The following is a 20,155-nucleotide window of genomic DNA, read 5'->3' as shown; positions in this document are numbered from 1 at the left end:
GCTGGGGGCTGGATCTCAACACGCTGCCTTTACAGCCTGTAACGGTATTGGAACTGTCCCGACTTCTGATAGGAAACGGGGTAACCAGCTATTGTCCAACTCTGATTACTAATGGCAAAGAAGCGCTGGCTCAAGCGGTCTCCGCCATTGCAGAAGCCGCTTCGCTGTATCCGGGAGATGCTGGGGGGATTGTAGGAATTCATCTGGAAGGTCCTTTTCTGTCACCAGAAGAGGGTCCACGCGGCGCCCATCCAAGGGAACATATTGGCCCGCCGGATTGGGATATGTTATGCCGCTGGCAGGAAGCGGCTGAAGGGCTTATCCGTATCCTCACCGTCTCCCCGGAATGGCCAAACGCCGCTGCATTTATCGCCCGGTGCAGTGAATCAGGCATCCTTGTTTCCATAGGGCATACAGCAGCTTCCCCCGAGCAGATTAGGGAGGCGGTTGCCGCAGGAGCGGTGATGTCTACGCATCTCGGCAATGGTACACATCTGACGCTGCCCCGTCATCCCAACTATTTGTGGGAGCAGCTGGCGGCGGATGAACTATACGGCTGTATGATTGCAGATGGCCAACATTTACCACCCGCTCTGTTGAAAGTAATCCTACGGATGAAGCGCAGCCGCACCATCTTGGTCAGCGATGCTGTATCACTGAGCGGAATGCCGCCGGGAACTTATCACCTGCACATTGGTGGAGAGGTTGTATTAACAGCAGAAGGGCGGCTGCATCTGGCTGGCAATCAGCAACTGCTTGCAGGTTCCGCCATGATGCTTCCAGATCAGGTGGTCTATCTTGCGGAGGCTGGATTAGCCCGGCTGGATGAAGCCTGGGATTGTGCTTCTGTTCATCCGGCCACACTGCTGGGGCTGGAACAGGCGGCAGGGCTAAGGGCTGGAGCACCTGCCGATCTCGTGAGCTTCTGCTATGACGACAGGACACTTAACGTGCTGGAATGCTGGAAAAAGGGTCATAGCAGGGCTTGCAGTAATGAATTACAGCAAAGATTAGGAGGAGAACGATGCAGAGCTTGATACCGCAACCGAAGCAGATCCAAGTGAAAGAGGGCGAAGCTTTTCAGTTCAGCGAGGATGTAAGCCTGAGCCTCTACATGGAGCAGCATGATCCGAGACTGGTGGTTCATTGCCGCCGCTCGTTTCCGGAGCTGGAATGTACACATGTTATCTCGGGAAAAGGATATTCACTTATTCTTCAGAGTCTCTCGCAGCCAGAAACGAAAGGAGCACAGCCAGATGAAGTGGATCTGAAATTGCTTAACGGCCGGGCGGAAGGGTACAGGCTGGAGGTGTCGGAGCGCCGGGTGGTAATCCGTGCACTGGATGCGCCGGGTCTGTTTTACGGGCTACAAACGTTACTACAACTGCGTAAGTCAGTAGGGGAAGTTCCTGCCGTGTCTATCATGGACTGGCCTGACACTACTTTGCGGGCGATGAATTTTGATCTTCGCCAGACTTTTTCCAAGCCAGAGCTGCTGCTATCGTATTTGGCGGATTTTGCCCGGTATAAAACGAATGCGGTTCTGATTGAATACGAAGATAAATTCCCGTTCCAGAAGTACCCGGAATTCGTGCATCCACAGCATTCGTTAAGTCTCATACAGCTAGAAGAGCTGAAACGCACAGCCCATGAATATTTTATTGAGATCATTCCGCTGCAGCAGAGTTTTGGGCATCTGGAGTATGTACTCCGCCACGGCACCTGGCGGCACTTGCGCGAAACGGAGTTATCCCTGGGGGAGATCTGCCCGTCGCATCCGGAATCCTTCGAGCTGATTACTGATTTGTTGCAGGAGATGATGGAAGCTCATCCGGATTCCCGTTATATTCACCTTGGCTGCGACGAGGTGTACAGCTTATGTGAATGCGAACGCTGTAAAACGTTGTTCGGAGGGGTACGGGAGCGGGCGTTTATCGCTTTTTTGAACGCTTTGATTGAATTTACAGCCAGCCGTGGTAAAAAAGTGATTTTCTGGCATGACATGCTGGACAAATGCCCGCCGGAGGAACTGGCAAAGCTGGATAAGCGGAGTGCGGCGATGATCTGGATATACAACGGACGTAATATTGAAGCTGAGGTTTCTTCTCTTGCGGATAAATTCAGGTCACTAGGCATCGAGGTTATGGGAGCACCGGCGGTTCGCAGCTTTGACTGGGCTGAACATCAGAATTTTCCGGTACTATTGAACCGGACGGATAATCTGCTCCAATGGGCGGAGACAGCGGATAAGCTGGACCTCGGTTGCATCGTCGCCACGAACTGGACAGGGCCGTTCAGCCTTGGTGTTCCTTATGGGATCTTTGAGACGACCTGGTATCCGATGCTGCTGCACGCCGATTTGGCCTGGAACCGCAAAGCTGACTCCTCAACATTTATCGATCGATTCATGGAGCGGTTTCATGGCATTGATCCTAGAACAGGTCATACTCAGCTCGGGAATTATCAGCTGGAAGATTATTATGATGTTATCTGGAAGCTGCTGGACAAGGTGAAGGATCATAAGGATGAAGCAGAGCTAATTGCCATTATGCATGATTTTGAAGCGGCGACGGACCGTTCGCGGGCGATCCACAAATATGTCTACCGCTGGGAGCTCTATCCGGGAGACGAAGCGGAAAGGCACTCGCTGCTGAACAATTACATGCGAAATCGCCGCGGACGTGAGAACGTTTTGCCTCGCATGAAAGCGGCTTTGGAGCGTTACCAGCCATCCGATATGGCGGAGCATTTTGTGAAATCCCGCTTCTATCTTCACGATTATCTGGAGCGGACATTATACCGTGAGCTGGGGTTTGCTCAGGTAGAATAAGAGTTTTGAAAAGATCGTAGGGCTATCGTGTAAGCAGGTAGCTGTGCGGTCTTTTGTTATTTATATCCGGATAAAAATGTATATTGAAACATAGTCAGGAACAAAATCCCATTTCGCTGCGTCTAACCTTATAAAGTTCTAGCAAACTACATTGGAGGAGAATGAATATGAGAGCTACACCCATAAACCGGACTATAAGGAAGGTTACACTTACGGCCTTATGTATTTTGCTTGTATTGCTGAGTGGCAGGGTAATGGCGGAGCCGTCTCCGGCACAAAAGACAACCGCGGTATTCACAGCGGAGATGCAGAGTGCCTTGGAAGGGGCACAGAATGTGCTGCTGACGATACAGCCATTCCCGGACGAAGCAGCCGTAGGTTTCTTCAAGAATGGGCGCAGTCTGCCCAAGGGATATCTGGAGCAGACTGCCGATAAGATTCTGGAACAGCGGGGCAAGTTCACCAAGGTGGCAGAGCTAACTCGAACAGCGCTGGCTTACAGTGCTGCGGGGGGCAACATCAACAACATTGCTGGGATTGATCTTTATCCATTCCTGATGAATCATGACGGAATTGATTCGGAAGGGGCAGCCGCGGTAGCAGCCGCCTATATCACCTCGAAGAACTCCATTTCAAATTCATTGGAGCGGACAAACCGTTACCCCGATTTGCTGTTTTATCAGCTGCTTGATATGCAGCTAGCGGATGGCAGCTGGCCGCTGGCCGGGCAGAAGCAAGGAGATCTGGTAGCTACTGCCTGGGTACTGACGGCACTTGCTTCGGAAGTGAGTTCAGAACAAACTGCGCAGCCGATTGAGAAGGCTTTGCAGTGGCTTAAGAGCAAGCAGCAGCTAGACGGAGGATTCGATGGTAAAACTACGACGACAGCGCAGGTGATTGTTGCTTTATCCTCGCAGGGAGTTGATGCAGCAGATTTCACCAAGGAAGGCGGAGCCTCGTTGCTGGACCATTTGCTGGCGCAGAAGCTTCCGGGTGGCGGCTTTGCGCAGACAGCAGGCGGCGGAAACGATAGTCCCGCTACTGTGCAAGCCTACCTTGCCCTGACTTCCTATAAGCTGCTGTCCAAGCAGGCTGGCATGCTGTATAGCGAACTACATCATGCTGGACTTGACCGGGCAACGATTCAGGTCGAAGGACCCGGTGGCACCCTTGCCGGGGGGCATATTGTTGGCGGAGATGCTGTGAAGGCAGCGGCAGCTTTTTTACAGGCGAAGGGTCTGGCGTATAAGCTGAATGCGGATGCAGCTAAACCGGCCTTCACAGCTATAGAAGGGATTCAGAACGGGCGATACAATGGACGCGGAGAATGGAAGATTGCTGTATTCAGCGGGGGTAGTGCATGGATGTATCCTGAGAATAGCCCGTACAGACTGACAATAGGCAATGGGGATCAGCTGCTTGTTTACTACGCGGATGATACAGAACTGCTTGACCGGATGGAAGTGAAATGGAAAGATAAAAACGGCCAGGAAATGGGTGGATACGCAAGCGCCAATATGCCGTTTTCCCTCCATATCACCAAGTCAAACGGTCAGCTGGGCGGTCTTCCGGCTTTCGGTGCTACTGTGACACTTCAAGGAAAAAGCGTAGTGGCAGACAGCACGGGAAAGGTGTCTTTTGCCGGCATGAAGCCCGGTGTCTATCCTGTGCAAGTCACCAAATACCGTAAAGATGCCGCTCCAGCACTTTCCAAACGGACGTTTGCGCTGCATGTCTCTTCCCCGGAATTGGCCAGCTTTACGGATGCCAATAAAGTCGCAGCTTGGGCACGTTTGGATATCGCAACAGCGCTCAGCAGCGGATATATTCAGGGCGTGAGTGCCAGCGGAAATGTGCTGGCTCCTAAGCAGAAGCTGACCCGGGCTGAATTTCTGACCCTGCTGTTGCGGCTATTGCATGAGTTCCCCGATGCCAAGACCACTTCTAGCTTTAAGGATGTTCCGGCGGACAAATGGTACAGCGGTACCATCGCCAAGGCTGAGGAGCTGGGCATTATCAGCTCTTCAGCCGGCAAGTTCGAACCGGACCGCGGTATTACGCGGGAAGAAGCGGCGGATATGGTAACCAAAGCTGCCCGGTTGTCTACGTACGGCAGCCCGGACCGTGTGAAGTTTGCCGATACTTCCAGTTTGTCAGAGGCGAGCCGCCAGGCGATTCAGGCCGTGAATGAACATGAAGTAATGACCGGCAGCGGGGGCCGTTTCGATCCTAAGCAGATTCTGGTGCGTGAGCAGGCAGCGGCAATTTTAGTCAGACTGCAGAAATTAATCCCGGAAGCCTTCTATTAATGGAATAAACGTCCAGGGATATGATAAGCTTCAGATAGAGTTATCACATCCAGTGCAGAGGAGGCAAATCTATGAGCCGCTTGATCACAGGCAACATATATTATGGATTTCAGGTCGTTAATGAGGAATTTATCCGGGAGATCGATTCCGCCGTATTCACGATGGAACATCTGAAGAGCGGCGCCAGGCTGCTTTTCGTGCAGAATCAGGATGACAACAAGGTATTCAGCGTGAGCTTCAGGACCCCGCCTGAAGATAGTACAGGGGTCTTTCATATTTTGGAGCATTCTGTATTATGTGGTTCGGAGAAATATCCGGTGAAGGAACCTTTTGTAGAATTGCTAAAGGGCTCGATGCAGACATTCCTGAATGCATTTACGTTTGGGGATAAGACGATGTATCCGGTGGCGAGCCGGAATGAGCAGGATTTCTCCAATCTGATGGAGGTCTACCTGGATAGTGTCTTTCAGCCGAATATTTATAAGCAAAAGGAGATATTTGAGCAAGAGGGCTGGCATTACGAGCTTCAGCAAACTGAAGCTGATCTGATCTATAAAGGCGTGGTTTACAACGAGATGAAGGGTTCCTATTCCTCGCCGTTTACGGTACTGATGGACAGGATCAAAAAGTCGTTGTATCCAGACACGATTTACCGCCATTCTTCAGGTGGAGATCCGCAGGAGATTCCTGCGCTTACGTATGAGCAATTCCTTAAGGCGCACAGCAACTATTATCATCCGTCCAACAGTTATTTTTATCTGTACGGAGACGTCTCTATTGAAGAGAAGCTGCAATTTATAGACCAGGAATACCTTAGCCGTTATGAAAAAAACAGCTTTGATACCTCCATTCCCCTACAACAGCCTACCGGAATGACGGAGCTGGTAGCGGATTATCCGATTCTGGAAGCAGAAACGGCCGACGACAAAACTTATTTGAGTCTGAACTATGTAATTGGAACCTCTACGGATCGGGAACTGAATCTGGCTTTTGATATTTTGAAAAGCATGCTGATGGACAGCAATGCAGCTCCGCTTAAGCAAGCCCTGCTGGAAAGCGGTCTAGGTAAAGATGCCTTTGCTTTTTATTCCGACAGTATGGTTCAGCCGCTGCTTGGCATTACCCTGACACATTCGAACGCCTCCGCCAAAGATGCCTTCGTGGAGCTGGTGAAGACCACATTAAGCAGCTTGGTTAAGAACGGGCTGGATGAGAAGCTGGTGCTGGCGGCGGTCAACAGCAAGGAATTTGAACTGCGGGAAGCGGACTTTAGCCGATATCCAAAGGGACTTACTTACAATATCGAAGTGATGAAGTCCTGGCTCTATGACGGTCAGCCGTCTACTCCTATGCTTTATGAAGAGGTATTCACTACCATTCGGGAAAAAATAACGGATCGTTATTTTGAGAAGCTGATTGAGGTCTACTTACTGAATAGTGATCATTGCAGTCTGGTGGTGCTGAACCCGTCCAAGACGATTGCAGCCGACAAGGAAGCGAGCACCCAGCGTCAATTAAGTGAATACAAATCATCGCAGCAACCAGACCAGCTGGAGCAGCTTGTGCAGAGTACACAGCATCTTCTGGCGCGGCAAGGCCGTGCAGATGCAGCCGAGGATTTGCAGAAGCTGCCAAGTTTATCTCTACAGGATATTAACCGCAGTGCTGAACCTCAGGTGCCATCCCATGAATATAACCTTGAGGGTCTAAAGCTGATCCACCATAACGTATCTACTCAAAAGATTGCGTACTGCAAGTTTTATTGGGATACGAGTGTTGTGGCTCCTGAGCAAATTCCTTATCTTGTGCTGCTGGCAGAGGTATTGGGCCAAATGGAGACAGCTTCTTACAGCATTGAAGAGCTCACTAGTGAAATTGGGATCAAAACCGGAGGCATTCATTTCAAAAACGAGATCTTTGGCGCTGCAAAAGATACTGGAGCCAGTTATCAGCCTAAATTCACTGCGCAGGTTAAGGGGATGGCGGGGCATATTGGCGAATCGCTGGATCTGCTGCGCGAGCTGCTCTATACCAGCGCGCTCGATAACCTGACGAAGCTACAGGAAATCGTGCGCCGGGAAGCTTCGCAGATGGAATCGGTTCTGAACCAAAAAGGCAATGAAATCGCGGCCAGCCGCCTGATGTCTTATTTTTCGGACATGGGAGCGTATCAGGAACAACAGGGTGGCGTGGCCTATTACCGCTTTATCCGTGAGCTTGCCGAGAAGATCGATCAGCAGGGAGCTGAGGTGGCAGACACGCTGAAGGATATCTGCACGGTTTTATTCAATAAACAGAATTTAATCATCAGCGTGACGGGTACCCCTGATTTGTATGAAGAATTCGCCGCTAATGTAGCGAAGCTGGATATTCAGGATCGGCCAGTGGTGAATAAACCTAAGATTACGGCGCAGGGGCATGCGGATAATGAAGGCTTTATGTCTTCCAGCCAGGTGCAATATGTGGTTAAAGGCTACGACTTCAACAAGCTAGGATTTACGTATTCCGGCAAAATGCAGGTGCTCAAAAAAATCATGAGCCTCACCTATCTGTGGAATGCCGTGCGCGTGAAGGGCGGAGCTTATGGCGGAAGCCTGATGCTGCGCAGAGATGGGATATTGATGTTCACTTCCTACCGTGATCCCAATTTGCAGGAGACGCTGGAGGTTTATGATCAGGCGTACCGATTCACCGAAGGATATGAAGCGGATGCCGACGAGATGACCAAAGCAATTATCGGCACCCTGTCCATGCTGGACCAGCCGCTGAGCCCAAGCGCTCAGGGACGGCGGGCGGACCGGCATTATTTTGAGCAGGTAACCGGGGCCGAGCTGCAGCAGGAACGGGATGAAATCTTGTCGACCACACCGGAAGACATCAGACAGTATGCCTATTTGCTTAAGGCTGTGACGGAACAAAATTATTTCACAGTTGTCGGCAATGCCTCCAAGTTGAAAGCGAAAAAAGTCTTATTCGGAAACCTAGAAGAACTAGTAATGTAATTCTCTCTATAAACTCCTCTTCAGTACCTGTCTGCCGACAAGTGCTGGAGAGGAGTTTTTTTGTATTTAGTTAGAACCTTGACAGTTAGAGTTCTAACTATTATGATAATGATGTTACTTAGAGTTCTAACTAATCCGCAAGAGGAGGAAATCACAATGAACAAACCCGTTGTAGACACACCATTTTCTAATTTAATACGAGAGATTGGGATGAAAATAAAAGGTACAGCTGACACCAGGTTAAATGAGTTAGGTCTGAACTCACAACAAGGCCGCATGATCGGCTATATTTTTGAGAATCAAGCAGAAGGGGTTATTCAGAAGGATTTAGCGGAGGTCTTTAACAGGAAGGGGGCGAGCATCACCAGTATGCTTCAGGGGTTGGAGAAGAAAGGGTATATCCAGCGTGTCACTCCTGAAAATGATGAACGTCAAAAGAGTATTTTTGTATTGGAAAAAGGTGCTCTTTTAGTGGAAGAGTTCAATGAGATTTTCTCTGAGGTAGAAGCAAGCATTACTAAGGCGCTTAGTCCGGAAGAAACTGCAACCCTAAAGTCTTTACTTCAAAAAGTTAGTTCAAGTTTATAAACGTTTGGAGGTTCACTTATGACAAATGAGTTCTCAAATCAATATTATTTAGAGTCGGCGCCTATGAAAAAAGCGATCGCTCATTTATCGATTCCCATGATGATTGGGATGTCTGTGGGTACTATTTATAATGTAATCAATGCTTACTTCATCGGCTTATTGCACAATACAAGTATGCTGACCGCAATCACGCTGGGCCTGCCTATTTTCACCGTTTTAATGGCTTTTGGAAATGTATTGGGGGTAGGCGGAGGAACATTTATAACCCGCTTGGCGGGGCAAAAAGAGACGGAAAAAGGGAAAAAGGTTGCCGGATATACTTTTTACGGGAGTATTGTAGTGGGGCTTCTTATCGCGCTCATCGCTTGGTTAGCTATTAATCCGATCACGCGAATGCTTGGTGCAGATGCTGCTACCTTAGACTTTACGAAGTCTTATGCGCTCACTCTTTTTGCAGGCGGATTTGCTGTTGTGCTTAATTTTGCTTTGGAACAACTGGTCCGTTCGGAAGGGGCCTCGAAGGAATCAATGTATGGTATTTTTATCAGTACGGCTTTAAGTTTGATTTTTGATCCTTTATTTATTCTCGTGCTGAATTGGCATGTTGCCGGAGCTGCTTTGGCTATGGTTTTAGCAAATTTGGGCTCTGCCATTTATTATATTTACTTTTTGGAAACGAAAAGTGAGCATTTAAGAGGATTTTTGAAGCATTTCAAGATATCTGTACGAGATCAGCTTGAGGTTTATAAAATAGGTACAGCGGAGCTATTGCAAGCCAGTTTTTTAATTGTCAGCACGCTTTTGTTAAATAACTATTCCATTCAATATGGGGAGAGTGTGGTCGCCGGATTTGGTGTGGCTTTAAGAATTGTGCAGATTCCAGAATTTTTATCGATGGGTTTATTTTTGGGATTGATTCCACTATTTGCTTTTAACTTTGCTAGTAAAAATACGGAGAGACTTAAATCCAGCATCAAATACGCTTTTGCATATATAGGCAGCATTGTAGTTGTTTTTGTGAGTCTAGTCTATGTGTTTAGAGGAACGATTCTTCATTGGTTCTCAGGCGATCCTTCTGTGTTAAGCATGGGAACTTATATTTTGGCAGCTATGCTGATTTCGGCTTTATTTAATGGATTTACCGGATTATTTATGAGCATTTTTCAAGCAACGGGGCAAGGCACACCCACCACTATTATGGCGATAAGCCAAGGTGTATTATTTATACCGATGATTATCGTATTACATTCTTTTTTTGGCCTGCACGGTGTGATTTGGTCGATGACTGTGACTGAGGTAATAACGAGTGTGATGGGTGTGGTTTTGTTTATGATTTTTCGGAAAAAACTGAATAGTGCGGGCGGGGATGGAAAAGGCGCTGTAGAGGTTACGCCGGTATAACGCGATTGCTTTATGTAAAACTCAATATGGATTTTGTTTGCTGCGGGAGCTTAGCTCGCGCTTTTTTTACGTTGTGCAAAAGGAATATAAAACTGCTGGATCGGTAAAATTCGTTCCAAAATGAACAATTCTAGTTCTTATGATGACTGCTTACTTTTTCTACAATTATGGATAAGTAAAGGAGGAGAACTATGATACGCAAAAAAAGGTTTCATCTTAACATGGACACACGCGAAGCGATGGCGGGATATCTATTCGTTGCACCGCTTATGCTTGGGCTGATCATCTTGACGTTGATCCCTGTGCTGGGCTCACTGCTGTTAAGCTTCACGGATTGGAACTTTGTGGCTGGGTTAGGGGGCATTAAGTTCGCGGGCGTGGATAATTTCATCAGGCTGTTTCATGATGATGCTTTTATGAAAAGCTTGTTGAACAATTTGCTCTTTATTATCACAGTACCGGTTACAATCATCGTTGCCCTGCTGCTGGCTATCCTGATTGATAAACAGGTTTTTCTGAAGGATTTGTTTAAAGTGATTTATTTCCTTCCGTACATTTCCAGTGTAGTAGCCATCGCTATGGTTTGGCAGGTTATGTTTCACCCTTCGCTGGGACCCGTCAATCAATTCCTGATGTCACTGGGGTGGAACAACCCACCCAAATGGTTAGCGGATATCCATTATGCTCTGCCGTCGCTGATGCTGATTCAAGTCTGGATTCAGCTCGGTTACAACATTATTATTTTTATCGCAGGTTTACAGAGTATTCCAAAGGATCTTTATGAAGCGGCTGATATCGATGGTGCCAACGTCTGGCGCAAATTCCGCAACATCACGGTTCCCTGCATTTCGCCCACTACCTTTTTCCTGCTGGTAACAGGGGTTATCGGTTCATTTAAAATCTTTGATCTGATACAAGTGCTGACCCAGGGGGGACCGGCTAACTCCACGACCGTTATCGTCTACGAGTTATATGATACAGCCTTCAATCAGCTGAAGACAGGTTACGCCTCTAGCATGGCACTCGTTTTGTTCCTTATTTGCCTGATTATTACAGCCTTGCAGATGTTGGCGCAAAAAAAATGGGTCAACTATTAAAGGCGGAAAGGAGAAATTACAGTGAAAAAAGAGCTTCTATCCAGAACCTTCTGGACCATCGCCATGGGACTGCTAGGTATCGCATTTCTTTTACCGTTCCTATGGATGTTATCCACTTCCTTTAAACTGGAGAAAGATGTGTTTAACTTTCCGATTCAATGGTTGCCACAGCAGTGGAACCTCATTGAAAATTATAAACAGGTATGGTCGGGTGACTTCGCTCGCTATTATGGAAATTCCATTTATATTACGCTGGCTACGACTATAATTAATGTGCTGATATGCGCACTTGCTGCTTATGGGTTCTCCAAGCTGCGTTTTCCGGGCAGGGATGCGATGTTTATAGTTGTATTGGCACTTTATATGGTTCCTCCGCAGGCTTCGTTGGTTCCACAGTTTCTACTGTTTAACTGGCTGAATTTAATTGACACACATTTGGGATTGATCCTGATTAACAGCTTTAGTATTATTGGAGCGTTTATGCTCAAGCAATTTTTTATGGGGGTAAACAACGAGTATCTTGAATCGGCGCGGATGGATGGAGCAGGGCATTTTCGCTCTTTTCTACAGATTGCCTTTCCGCTGATCCGTCCCGCTGTAGCTACTTATGCTATTTTGCGCTTTATTTGGACCTGGAACGACTATCAATATCCACTCATTTTTTTGAAGTCCAAGGAGCTGTTCACGATTCAGCTGGGGATCCGGTTGTTCGGGGATCAATACGGGGATGTCTATTCACTCATGATGGCTGGTGCGGTATCTGCAATTCTGCCGTTGCTGATCATTTTTGCTCTCGGGCAGAAGCAGGTTATTGAGGGAATTGCCCTCGGAGGTGTGAAAGGATAATAAAAGTCAAAATAGTTTCTCTTCGGTAGAATATGAGAACTTTCCTCGTCAATCCTGCATGTTAGGATGTTCTTGTAAGCAGTTACATAGTCACTGGTTATTAAGCGAGTGATGCCCAACACATTTATAGGAGGGTCTAAATGAAAAAGAAATTATTATCTGCATTCATCATCACATCGATGGCGTTATCATTGGCCGCTTGCGGCGGAAATGCGAAAACCAATAATGCAGAAGCGACTAATGCACCCGATGCTGGTGGAAATTCAAAGCCTGCAGCAGAGAAGGTTACCCTGAAGCTGAGCACCTGGCAGACAGAAGCCAAAGCGAAATGGAGCACGATTATCGCAGAGTTTGAGAAGACGCATCCCGATATTCATGTGGAAGTAGATTTGCTGAATGAAAAAGGTGATTCGGTTGCCTCTATGCAGAAGCTGGATTTGATGGCGGCTGCAAGCGATCCGCTGGATATTGTCGAACTGCCTTATACCAACTATTCACAACGTGCAGATATCGGTTTGTTGGAACCGATGGATGACTATATTCAGAAGGAAGGTTATAAGCTCGCAGATGAATATCTGGTGGACACTACGGTCAATGGCAAAATCTATGCGTTACCGTCTTCCATGCAGCGCTGGTTCGTGCTCCTTAACAAAGAAATGTTAGATGAGGCGGGACTTCCGGTTCCGACCGATTGGACATGGGCGGATTTCGAAGAGTATGCCAAGAAATTGACCAAGGGTGAGGGCGCAACGAAACGTTTTGGCGCGTATCTGCATAATTGGCCGGATTATTTCCAGCTTCAGCTGATGAGCAAGTCTACGGATAATACTTTTCTAAAAGCTGATGGAACCTCCAATGCACTTGACCCGCAATTTAAGGCTAATCTGCAGATGATGAAGAAAATGATGTACGAAGATAAGAGTGCCACTCCTTATGAGGATATTATTTCGCAAAAACTAGCCTACCGGAATCAGTATTTTAACGGTTTAGCAGCGATGCTTCCGATGGGCGACTGGATGGTTGCGGAATCGGGTGGAACGGATGCCATTCCGGCAACCTTTGTTACCGCGTTTGCGCCGATCCCCCGTCTTGACAGTGAGAGCAAACACTACTCACCCGTACAGCCGACCTACATGGGAATAGCCGCTAAATCCAAGCATAAGGAGGCTGCTTATACCTTTGTGCGCTGGTATACCTCAGAAGGACTGGAAATCGGTGGACGCGTTTTCTCTGGCTGGGCCAAATCAGATACGAACAAATTAGTGGATACAATTGTCAGTGGTTCTAAGGATTCCTCTAAGATTGATGTAGATTCTCTGAAATATACGATGGAGAACTCGACACCTGGTGCAACGCAGGTTCCGGCTAAATATGCGGATGAAGCTAAGAACAACGTTATTCCAGAAGCGGAGATGTATCTCCTTGGCCAACAGGATCTGGATGTCACAGTTGCCAATATCGATAAAAAAATAACGGAAGTTGTTCAGAACAATAGCGGAAAGTAAGCGGAGACTGATTGTACGCTTTTCAAAGGGGGCTTATAATGTGGGGGCAGGAAAGCATTTCTGCCTCCTGCTCCAAATTCAAACAGATGTGGGGCCTGTAATCCGTGTTTAGAAAGCATCAATCCCTCCGTAAGAAACTTGTCTGGTCATCGCTGATCTGCGTGCTGATCCCGCTTGTCTGCATTTACATGGTTACAGATTATTTGACCCGGGATCTCATCCTGGAGAAAGCGGTTGGTAGCGCAAGAGAATCTTTAAATGCAGCCAGCGCCAATATGAATGCCATATTTGAACAGACACTGGAACAGTCCAACTTTGTGCTCCAGAACAGCGAGATCAGGCAGATGATGTCTGCCGATTCAGAGTCGCTCCGTGCACCAAAGCAGATCATTCAGTATAACCGTATGTCACGGATGCTGGATGATATGTTTGTTTTAACAGAATATTTGAAGGTGACGTTAATCGGAAAAAATGGTTTTATTTATACCAGTTATCCTTACAGTGACTTTAACCCGAAAAATTTCTACAACAAGAATTGGACATCGTTGCTGAAACAAATTCAACCCATCTCGACTTATTGGAGAGCGGAGCACGATACGTACTACAATTATTCTGATAAAGGCTCAGCTGATTGGGTAACCATTGCGAGGCCGATTCAATCGACCTCCAGCAGTACCATCGGATATTTAATTATTAATATCAATGAGCGTAAGCTCCGTCCTTATCTAAATAACGATAATGATAAAGAGATGATGCTTTTGGATGACAAGGGAACTGTAGTTTCCCATGCTGATAAGGGCCGAATCGGAGAGACGATGACGTGGTTGAAAAAGGATGGCGAGCTTGACACTGTGGAAATCGACGGAGAGAAGTTTTTATATGTTGATCAGGAGCTGAGCAGCAACAAATGGCGGATGGTCAGCATTATCCCGCTGAAGGCAGCCTTGTCAAAAAATAAGCAGATTTTATTTATCAGCCTGGCGGTGCAGATTCTTTTCTTTACCTTGTTTTCCGTTCTCTTAACCGTTCTAATCTCAAAGCTGACTCAGCCTATCGTAAAATTAAGCGCTTTTGTAAAGCGAATTGGTCGTGGTCAGTTAGATGAACGTTCGTTCATTCGAGGGAATAATGAGGCAGCACAGCTTGCTCGCACCATTGACCAGATGCTGGATCGGATCGAGTCTATGATTGAACAAATCACTTATGAACAGACGGGAAAAAGAAAAGCCGAACTAGAGATGCTGCAAGCGCAGATCAATCCACATTTTATGTTTAATCTGCTGAATTCGATTCGCTTAAATATTCTGATGCAAGGCGATCGGGAGAATGCTGAGTTGATTGGTTCGCTGTCGTCTTTGCTCCGTATGACCTTTAACAGGGACAATGAGTTTATCCCGCTTCGTGAGGAGACAGATACGATATCGCATTACGTCACTTTAATGAATTTCCGCCATGCCAATCAGGTCAGGCTGGAAATGAATTTAGCGGACGGGAGTGCTGAAGCAATGGTGCCTCGATTTATGATTCAGCCCATGATCGAGAATGCCATCATCCATGGCTTCGAGCAGTTTGGTGGCGAGATTTTTATTGAAGCTCGTATTGTTGCAACTACAGGAAGCTTGGTTATCACCATTAAGGATAATGGGATCGGGATGTCACCGGAAACTTTAACAAGACTTCGTGAAACCGCATACAGCAGCGAACAAATTACAGAGGAGGACAGAAAAGGGTTCTCCGGCATAGGTTTACGCAATGTGGCCCAACGCCTCAGTATGATTTATGGCGCTTCTTTTAAGCTGAATATTCAAAGTGAACCTGATGTGGGCACGGAGATTTGTCTGGAGTTTCCTCTGGATTACGGAAAGGTGGGTGTCGAGAATGCTGACGGCAATATTGGTGGATGATGACTATCCGGTTATCCGTTATTTGTCGCAGGCCGTACCTTGGAGTGAGCTCGGTATTGAACTCATCGGATGTTATTATAGCGGTCACGAGGCTTGGGAAAAAGCACAGCAGAGTCCACCAGATCTTATCATTACCGATATTGGCATGCCCAAGATGAACGGGCTGGAGATGCTGGAGCTATTCAGAGCTGTGCAGCCCGGAATCCGTGCCATTATTCTCTCCTGCCACAACGAATTCAAATACGCCCAGCAAGCGCTGAAATTAAACGTAGGAGAATATATTTTAAAAGAATCACTGGATATTGAGCAGTTACAGCAAGCGATTAGAACCCTTGTGGCGGAAGTGGGACTGAATAGGCAGCAGCATACGGAGATGCTGGTTTATAAGCAAAAGCAGTCTCAAAATCGCGCCGCGCTGAAGGAAAAGTTTCTAAAAGATACCTTGTATCAATCCTGGGACAAGGGGGCTTGGATCGAGCAGGCCCGCTCAAACGGAATTATGATCCATGCCAAAAACTATATTCCGCTGGTTATTGTAATTGACCGTCCAGAGGAAGCTTCAAGGGTGCGCCGGATGAGTGAATATACGATTTCTTTTGCGGTTGAGAATATTATGCAGGAAGTGCTTGAGGCTGATCACAGTCTGTTTATTTCGAGATACAGCCATAAGGAGATTGTCATTCTCTTTTGCAGCGACCAGCCTTCCAAAGATCACCAGGCAATCTATCACTCCATTCAAAATGCAGCCTCTGCGGTTCAGAAATATCTTAAACTCTCTGTCTCTTGCTTATTTGGCGCTGAGGCGCGCAGTCCTGAGGAAATTCGCGGAACATTGCAGCGGATGCTGAGGGAGAAAATACAGCGCTTTTATCTCCCTGCGGCGGGAATCCACCGTTTTGAAGAAGTCTGCTTTTCCGGAGAAGATATTTATGCTGAATATGGAACCTTATACGCTGTTATCAATGATGATATTGCCTTGAACAGGAACACGGAGCTTCGCGTTCATGTAAAGGAATGGAGAGAATGGGTGGCCTCGCAAAAATTCCATCCGAATGAAGTCAAGGAATGTGTGCTTCGCTTGCTGATGGACTTGCAGATGAAGACGAAACAGCTTCTGCAATCTCCATTGCCTATAACCGAAGAAAAGCTATTTAGCGTGGTTGGTGACATTGAAACTCTGGAGCATTTGGAACAATGGCTGGTGCAGTACTTAGAGGAATTAGCGCGGAAAATAAGTATGTTCTCCATCAAGTCTAAACGGAGTGAGGTCATCAAAGCCCAGCAGTTCGTGATTAGTCATGTGACAGAGAAAATAACACTGGAGGACATGGCAGGCCGCCTTAACTTAAATGCCAGTTATTTCAGCCGCTTATTCAAACGGGAAACAAACCAGAACTTCATTGAATATGTAAATATGCTAAAGCTTCAGAAGGCAAAGGAGCTGCTTAACCAATCTGAAAAGACAGTGGAAGAGATCTCCGAGTATCTGGGATATGCCAACAAAAGTTATTTCATCAAGCTGTTTAAACGGGAAATGGGCATGAGGCCTAGTGAATATGCGGCTTGGCATTGAGTGTGGACAGGAGGAAACATTGCTGTGGAAATAAAGGGCACTAGAAATGAATTACAGATGTTCCTAAATGAACTATATACTCCACTGGAGAGCAGATTTACCTCTGGTTGTGCAGGAATTAATATGGGCGCTACAGGATCGATTTACAATGAGGCTACGGCGCTTATGGAAGCTTTCGCCCGTCCTCTATGGGGCCTTGTTCCCCATGCCAGCGGTGGAGGGGAAAGTGCACTTTGGCCGATGTTTCTGGAAGGGATCATCAACGGAACAGACCCGGAGCATGAAGAATATTGGGGGCAATTTACTACCAAAGATCAGCGTATGGTAGAACAGGCCGTGTTGGGACTGGGGCTTGCTCTTGCACCACATAAAATGTGGGAGCCGCTGAGCGACACGCAGAAAATGAATGTATATAACTGGCTAAATCAGATTAATCATGTGGATCGTTCCAATCCGAATAACTGGCTGATGTTCACGGTTCTTGTGAATGTGGGCTTCAAGAAAGTCGGATTGCCTTATGATCAGAGCATAATGGATGATTATCTAGCGCAGATCGATACTTACTATCTTGGTGACGGTTGGTATTCCGATGGATTGACCGATCAGAGGGACTATTACATAGCTTTTGCTATGCATTATTATACGCTGATATACGCTAAGCTGATGGCGGATGATGATCCTCAGAGAGCTGCTGTTTATCGGGAAAGATCAGCACGATTTGCCGAGGATTTCATTTATTGGTTCGCTGAGGACGGAAGCGCACTTCCTTTTGGCCGTAGCCTGACCTATCGTTTTGCACAGGTTTCTTTCTGGAGCGCGCTGGTGTATGCAGAAGTGGTTCCTTTTTCATATGGCGTTCTTAAGGGAATCATTATGCGCCATTTTCGTTGGTGGTTTGAACAACCTATTATGGGATTAGACGGACTGCTTAGCATTGGATATGCTTATCCGAATCTAGTTATGACAGAGAGCTACAACGCCCCCGGATCTCCGTATTGGGCCTTTAAAGCTATGCTTATTCTTGCCTTGCCAGATGATCATCCTTTTTGGCAGGCGGAGGAAGAGCCGCTGCCTATTTTGAAAGAGGTACGGGCTCTCCAAGAGGCGCGAATGCTTGTGAGTCGTCCGGAAGGAAACAGGCATGTTATTGCCTATACCTCTGGCCAGATGGCTAATTTTGATATGGCCCATAGTGCAGCCAAATATTCTAAATTTGCATACTCCACTCTGTTTGGCTTTAGTGTCCCGAAAGCGGGTTACGGGTTGGTTCAAGGCGCTTACGATTCTACACTCGCACTATGCGAATGTGATGAACACTATCGGGTACGCAGATTCTGTGAGACCTGGGAAATCGGGGAGAGCTATGTACATTCCCGCTGGCATCCCTGGAGTGATGTACATGTGGAGACATGGATTATTCCGGCAGGTCTATGGCATGTTCGTATTCACAGCATTCATACTGCCCGGCGGTTGGGTGTAGCGGAGGGTGGATTTGCCATTGGCCAGTCAGCTGGCTTCTCGCACAGTGAACGGGAAAGCATTAAGGTATCAAACACTGCTGTTTCGGTGCAGCTGCCCTGGGGAATCAGTGCCATACATAGGCTAAGCGGCTTTGATCGGGGAGAGTGCGTACATCCCGAGCCGAATACCAATCTGCTGAAGCCGCGGACACTTCTTCCGAGCTTGTGCTCCAGACTGGAACCGGGAGATCAAGTATTGATATCTGCTGTCTTCGGAGCGACGAATACTCCGGAGAACCAGGCAAGTCTTGCTTCACCGCCGCTTATTCAATGGCACTCGGACGGAAGGGTTGCTGTATACGAACCTGGTAACGATACACTTTTGCATACTGTTGATTTAAGGGAAGGGAGAAACAAAGATGTGGAATAAGGCTATTGAGGATGCGATTCACAAAGTTGGGAGCAATATGGATAACCATCCGGGCAAACTGCCTCATATCGCTGAGGGGCAACAGTACGAATGGGGAGACAACGACGACTGGATAGAGGGTTTCTATGTTGGGATGATGTGGCTTGCTTATGAATATAGTAAGGATTCATGCTATAAGGAGGCGGCAGCCTCTTGGTTAGGGGACTTCAAGCATCGTCTGGATCAGCACATCGCCCTGGACCATCATGACATTGGTTTCTTGTATACACTGACTGCAGTAGCGGAGTGGAAAATAACGGGCAGCGAAGCGGCACGAGCTGTCGGCCTGCAAGCTGCGGACACGCTGTGCAAGCGCTGGCGTGAGCCAGCAGGGATTCTTCAGGCCTGGGGACTGGAGAGTGACCCGGAGAATGCGGGACGTATCATTATTGACTGCTTGATGAATATACCTCTATTGTTCTGGGCAGCGGAGGAAACAGGAGATAAGCGCTATTATGAAATAGCGCTCGAACATGCGTTTAAGAGCCGGAAATTTCTTGTGCGTGGGGATGCCTCTTCTTACCATACTTTTTATTTTGATCCGGCTACCGGAAATGCAATTCGTGGAGGAACACATCAAGGTTATGAGGACGGATCGACCTGGACACGGGGTCAAGCTTGGGGAATATACGGTTTTGCTCTGGCGTATCGCTATACGCAGAATGAGGATTTTCTTAATACCTCTAAGAGCCTAGCGGATTATTTTATCAGTCATCTACCGGAGGACGGTGTGGCTTATTGGGATTTCGATGTCCAAGTGGGAGCGGATACCCCTCGCGACAGCTCGGCTTCGGCGATTGCTGCAGCCGGTCTTTTGGAACTGCTCGATCACCTAGGCGCAGATGATCCGGACCGGGCCATTTATGAAGTTGCTTTACACCGTAGCATGAAATCCCTAGTGGAACATTATGCGACATCTGGAAATCCGGAAGCAGAGGGACTTCTAAAGCATGGTTCTTATCATGTGAGAGGTGGACGTGTGCCTGATGGTCATATGATTTGGGGAGATTATTATTATTTGGAAGCGTTGATCCGCTTGCAGACCGGCATCCGAGGCTATTGGTAGTGGGATGTTAGGGTGGGGCAAGGTTTAGCCTATAGAACAAGGAAACTGCTAAGACTAATCTCTTAGCGGTTTTTTTTGTGGACTACTATACAAGAATTTTAAAAC

13 protein-coding genes are annotated in these 20,155 nt (G+C 47.3%); all 13 read left to right on the top strand.

Translation table 11 applies throughout. The annotated features are described in order from the left end of the window. Positions 1 to 1,037 (top strand): N-acetylglucosamine-6-phosphate deacetylase (locus MHH60_RS04855; RefSeq protein WP_341161114.1); only part of this gene is annotated, 1,037 nt, incomplete at its 5' end. Further along, positions 1,025 to 2,830: a DUF4838 domain-containing protein gene (locus MHH60_RS04850; protein WP_076134613.1), complete on the top strand. Its 1,806-nt coding sequence runs from the start codon at positions 1,025 to 1,027 to the stop codon at positions 2,828 to 2,830. The genes MHH60_RS04855 and MHH60_RS04850, both read left to right, overlap by 13 nt. 167 nt (positions 2,831 to 2,997) lie before the next feature. Continuing rightward, positions 2,998 to 5,139: an S-layer homology domain-containing protein gene (locus tag MHH60_RS04845; protein WP_076134612.1), complete on the top strand. Its 2,142-nt coding sequence runs from the start codon at positions 2,998 to 3,000 to the stop codon at positions 5,137 to 5,139. 71 nt (positions 5,140 to 5,210) lie between these two features. Then, positions 5,211 to 8,141 (top strand): insulinase family protein, encoded by a 2,931-nt coding sequence (locus MHH60_RS04840; RefSeq protein WP_076134611.1) that lies wholly within the window; start codon positions 5,211 to 5,213, stop codon positions 8,139 to 8,141. Positions 8,142 to 8,297: 156 nt separating this feature from the next. Next, the gene (locus MHH60_RS04835; protein WP_038572665.1) at positions 8,298 to 8,729 is read left to right on the top strand and encodes a MarR family winged helix-turn-helix transcriptional regulator; all 432 of its coding nucleotides are present in this window, start codon (positions 8,298 to 8,300) and stop codon (positions 8,727 to 8,729) included. Between the two features lie 18 nt (positions 8,730 to 8,747). Continuing rightward, positions 8,748 to 10,130, top strand: a complete 1,383-nt coding sequence (locus MHH60_RS04830) for an MATE family efflux transporter (RefSeq protein ID WP_076134610.1) — start codon at positions 8,748 to 8,750, stop codon at positions 10,128 to 10,130. 191 nt (positions 10,131 to 10,321) lie between these two features. Beyond that, a complete protein-coding gene (locus MHH60_RS04825; protein ID WP_036683142.1) occupies positions 10,322 to 11,227 on the top strand; it encodes a carbohydrate ABC transporter permease in 906 nt (301 codons plus the stop codon). 63 nt (positions 11,228 to 11,290) lie between these two features. Further along, a complete protein-coding gene (locus tag MHH60_RS04820; RefSeq protein WP_052097522.1) occupies positions 11,291 to 12,073 on the top strand; it encodes a carbohydrate ABC transporter permease in 783 nt (260 codons plus the stop codon). Between the two features lie 140 nt (positions 12,074 to 12,213). Then, positions 12,214 to 13,578, top strand: coding sequence for an ABC transporter substrate-binding protein (locus tag MHH60_RS04815; RefSeq protein ID WP_076134609.1), 1,365 nt, complete (start codon positions 12,214 to 12,216; stop codon positions 13,576 to 13,578). A gap of 104 nt (positions 13,579 to 13,682) precedes the next feature. Next, the gene (locus tag MHH60_RS04810; RefSeq protein WP_076134608.1) at positions 13,683 to 15,482 is read left to right on the top strand and encodes a cache domain-containing sensor histidine kinase; all 1,800 of its coding nucleotides are present in this window, start codon (positions 13,683 to 13,685) and stop codon (positions 15,480 to 15,482) included. Beyond that, the gene (locus tag MHH60_RS04805; RefSeq protein ID WP_076134607.1) at positions 15,457 to 17,055 is read left to right on the top strand and encodes a response regulator transcription factor; all 1,599 of its coding nucleotides are present in this window, start codon (positions 15,457 to 15,459) and stop codon (positions 17,053 to 17,055) included. The genes MHH60_RS04810 and MHH60_RS04805 overlap by 26 nt, the downstream gene beginning before the upstream one ends. A gap of 24 nt (positions 17,056 to 17,079) precedes the next feature. Beyond that, a complete protein-coding gene (locus tag MHH60_RS04800; RefSeq protein ID WP_256715088.1) occupies positions 17,080 to 18,945 on the top strand; it encodes a DUF2264 domain-containing protein in 1,866 nt (621 codons plus the stop codon). Further along, entirely contained in the window at positions 18,935 to 20,050 is a 1,116-nt protein-coding gene (locus MHH60_RS04795) for a glycoside hydrolase family 88 protein (protein ID WP_076134606.1), read from the top strand. Before MHH60_RS04800 ends, MHH60_RS04795 begins: the two co-directional genes overlap by 11 nt. Positions 20,051 to 20,155 lie beyond the last annotated feature (105 nt).

It is taken from the genome of Paenibacillus sp. FSL H7-0716 (assembly GCF_038002705.1).
In the GTDB taxonomy this organism is placed as follows: Bacteria; Bacillota; Bacilli; order Paenibacillales; family Paenibacillaceae; genus Paenibacillus_AQ; species Paenibacillus_AQ odorifer.
The sequence above is the reverse complement of the archived record's forward strand: the minus strand, read 5'-3'. Positions and strand labels throughout refer to the sequence as shown.

Coding starts and splice junctions, on each gene's coding strand:
- MHH60_RS04830 (WP_076134610.1), top strand. CDS start 8,748: ATGACAAATGAGTTCTCAAATCAATATTATTTAGAGTCGGCGCCTATG.
- MHH60_RS04825 (WP_036683142.1), top strand. CDS start 10,322: ATGATACGCAAAAAAAGGTTTCATCTTAACATGGACACACGCGAAGCG.
- MHH60_RS04820 (WP_052097522.1), top strand. CDS start 11,291: ATGGGACTGCTAGGTATCGCATTTCTTTTACCGTTCCTATGGATGTTA.
- MHH60_RS04840 (WP_076134611.1), top strand. CDS start 5,211: ATGAGCCGCTTGATCACAGGCAACATATATTATGGATTTCAGGTCGTT.
- MHH60_RS04850 (WP_076134613.1), top strand. CDS start 1,025: ATGCAGAGCTTGATACCGCAACCGAAGCAGATCCAAGTGAAAGAGGGC.
- MHH60_RS04835 (WP_038572665.1), top strand. CDS start 8,298: ATGAACAAACCCGTTGTAGACACACCATTTTCTAATTTAATACGAGAG.
- MHH60_RS04845 (WP_076134612.1), top strand. CDS start 2,998: ATGAGAGCTACACCCATAAACCGGACTATAAGGAAGGTTACACTTACG.
- MHH60_RS04795 (WP_076134606.1), top strand. CDS start 18,935: ATGTGGAATAAGGCTATTGAGGATGCGATTCACAAAGTTGGGAGCAAT.
- MHH60_RS04815 (WP_076134609.1), top strand. CDS start 12,214: ATGAAAAAGAAATTATTATCTGCATTCATCATCACATCGATGGCGTTA.
- MHH60_RS04805 (WP_076134607.1), top strand. CDS start 15,457: ATGCTGACGGCAATATTGGTGGATGATGACTATCCGGTTATCCGTTAT.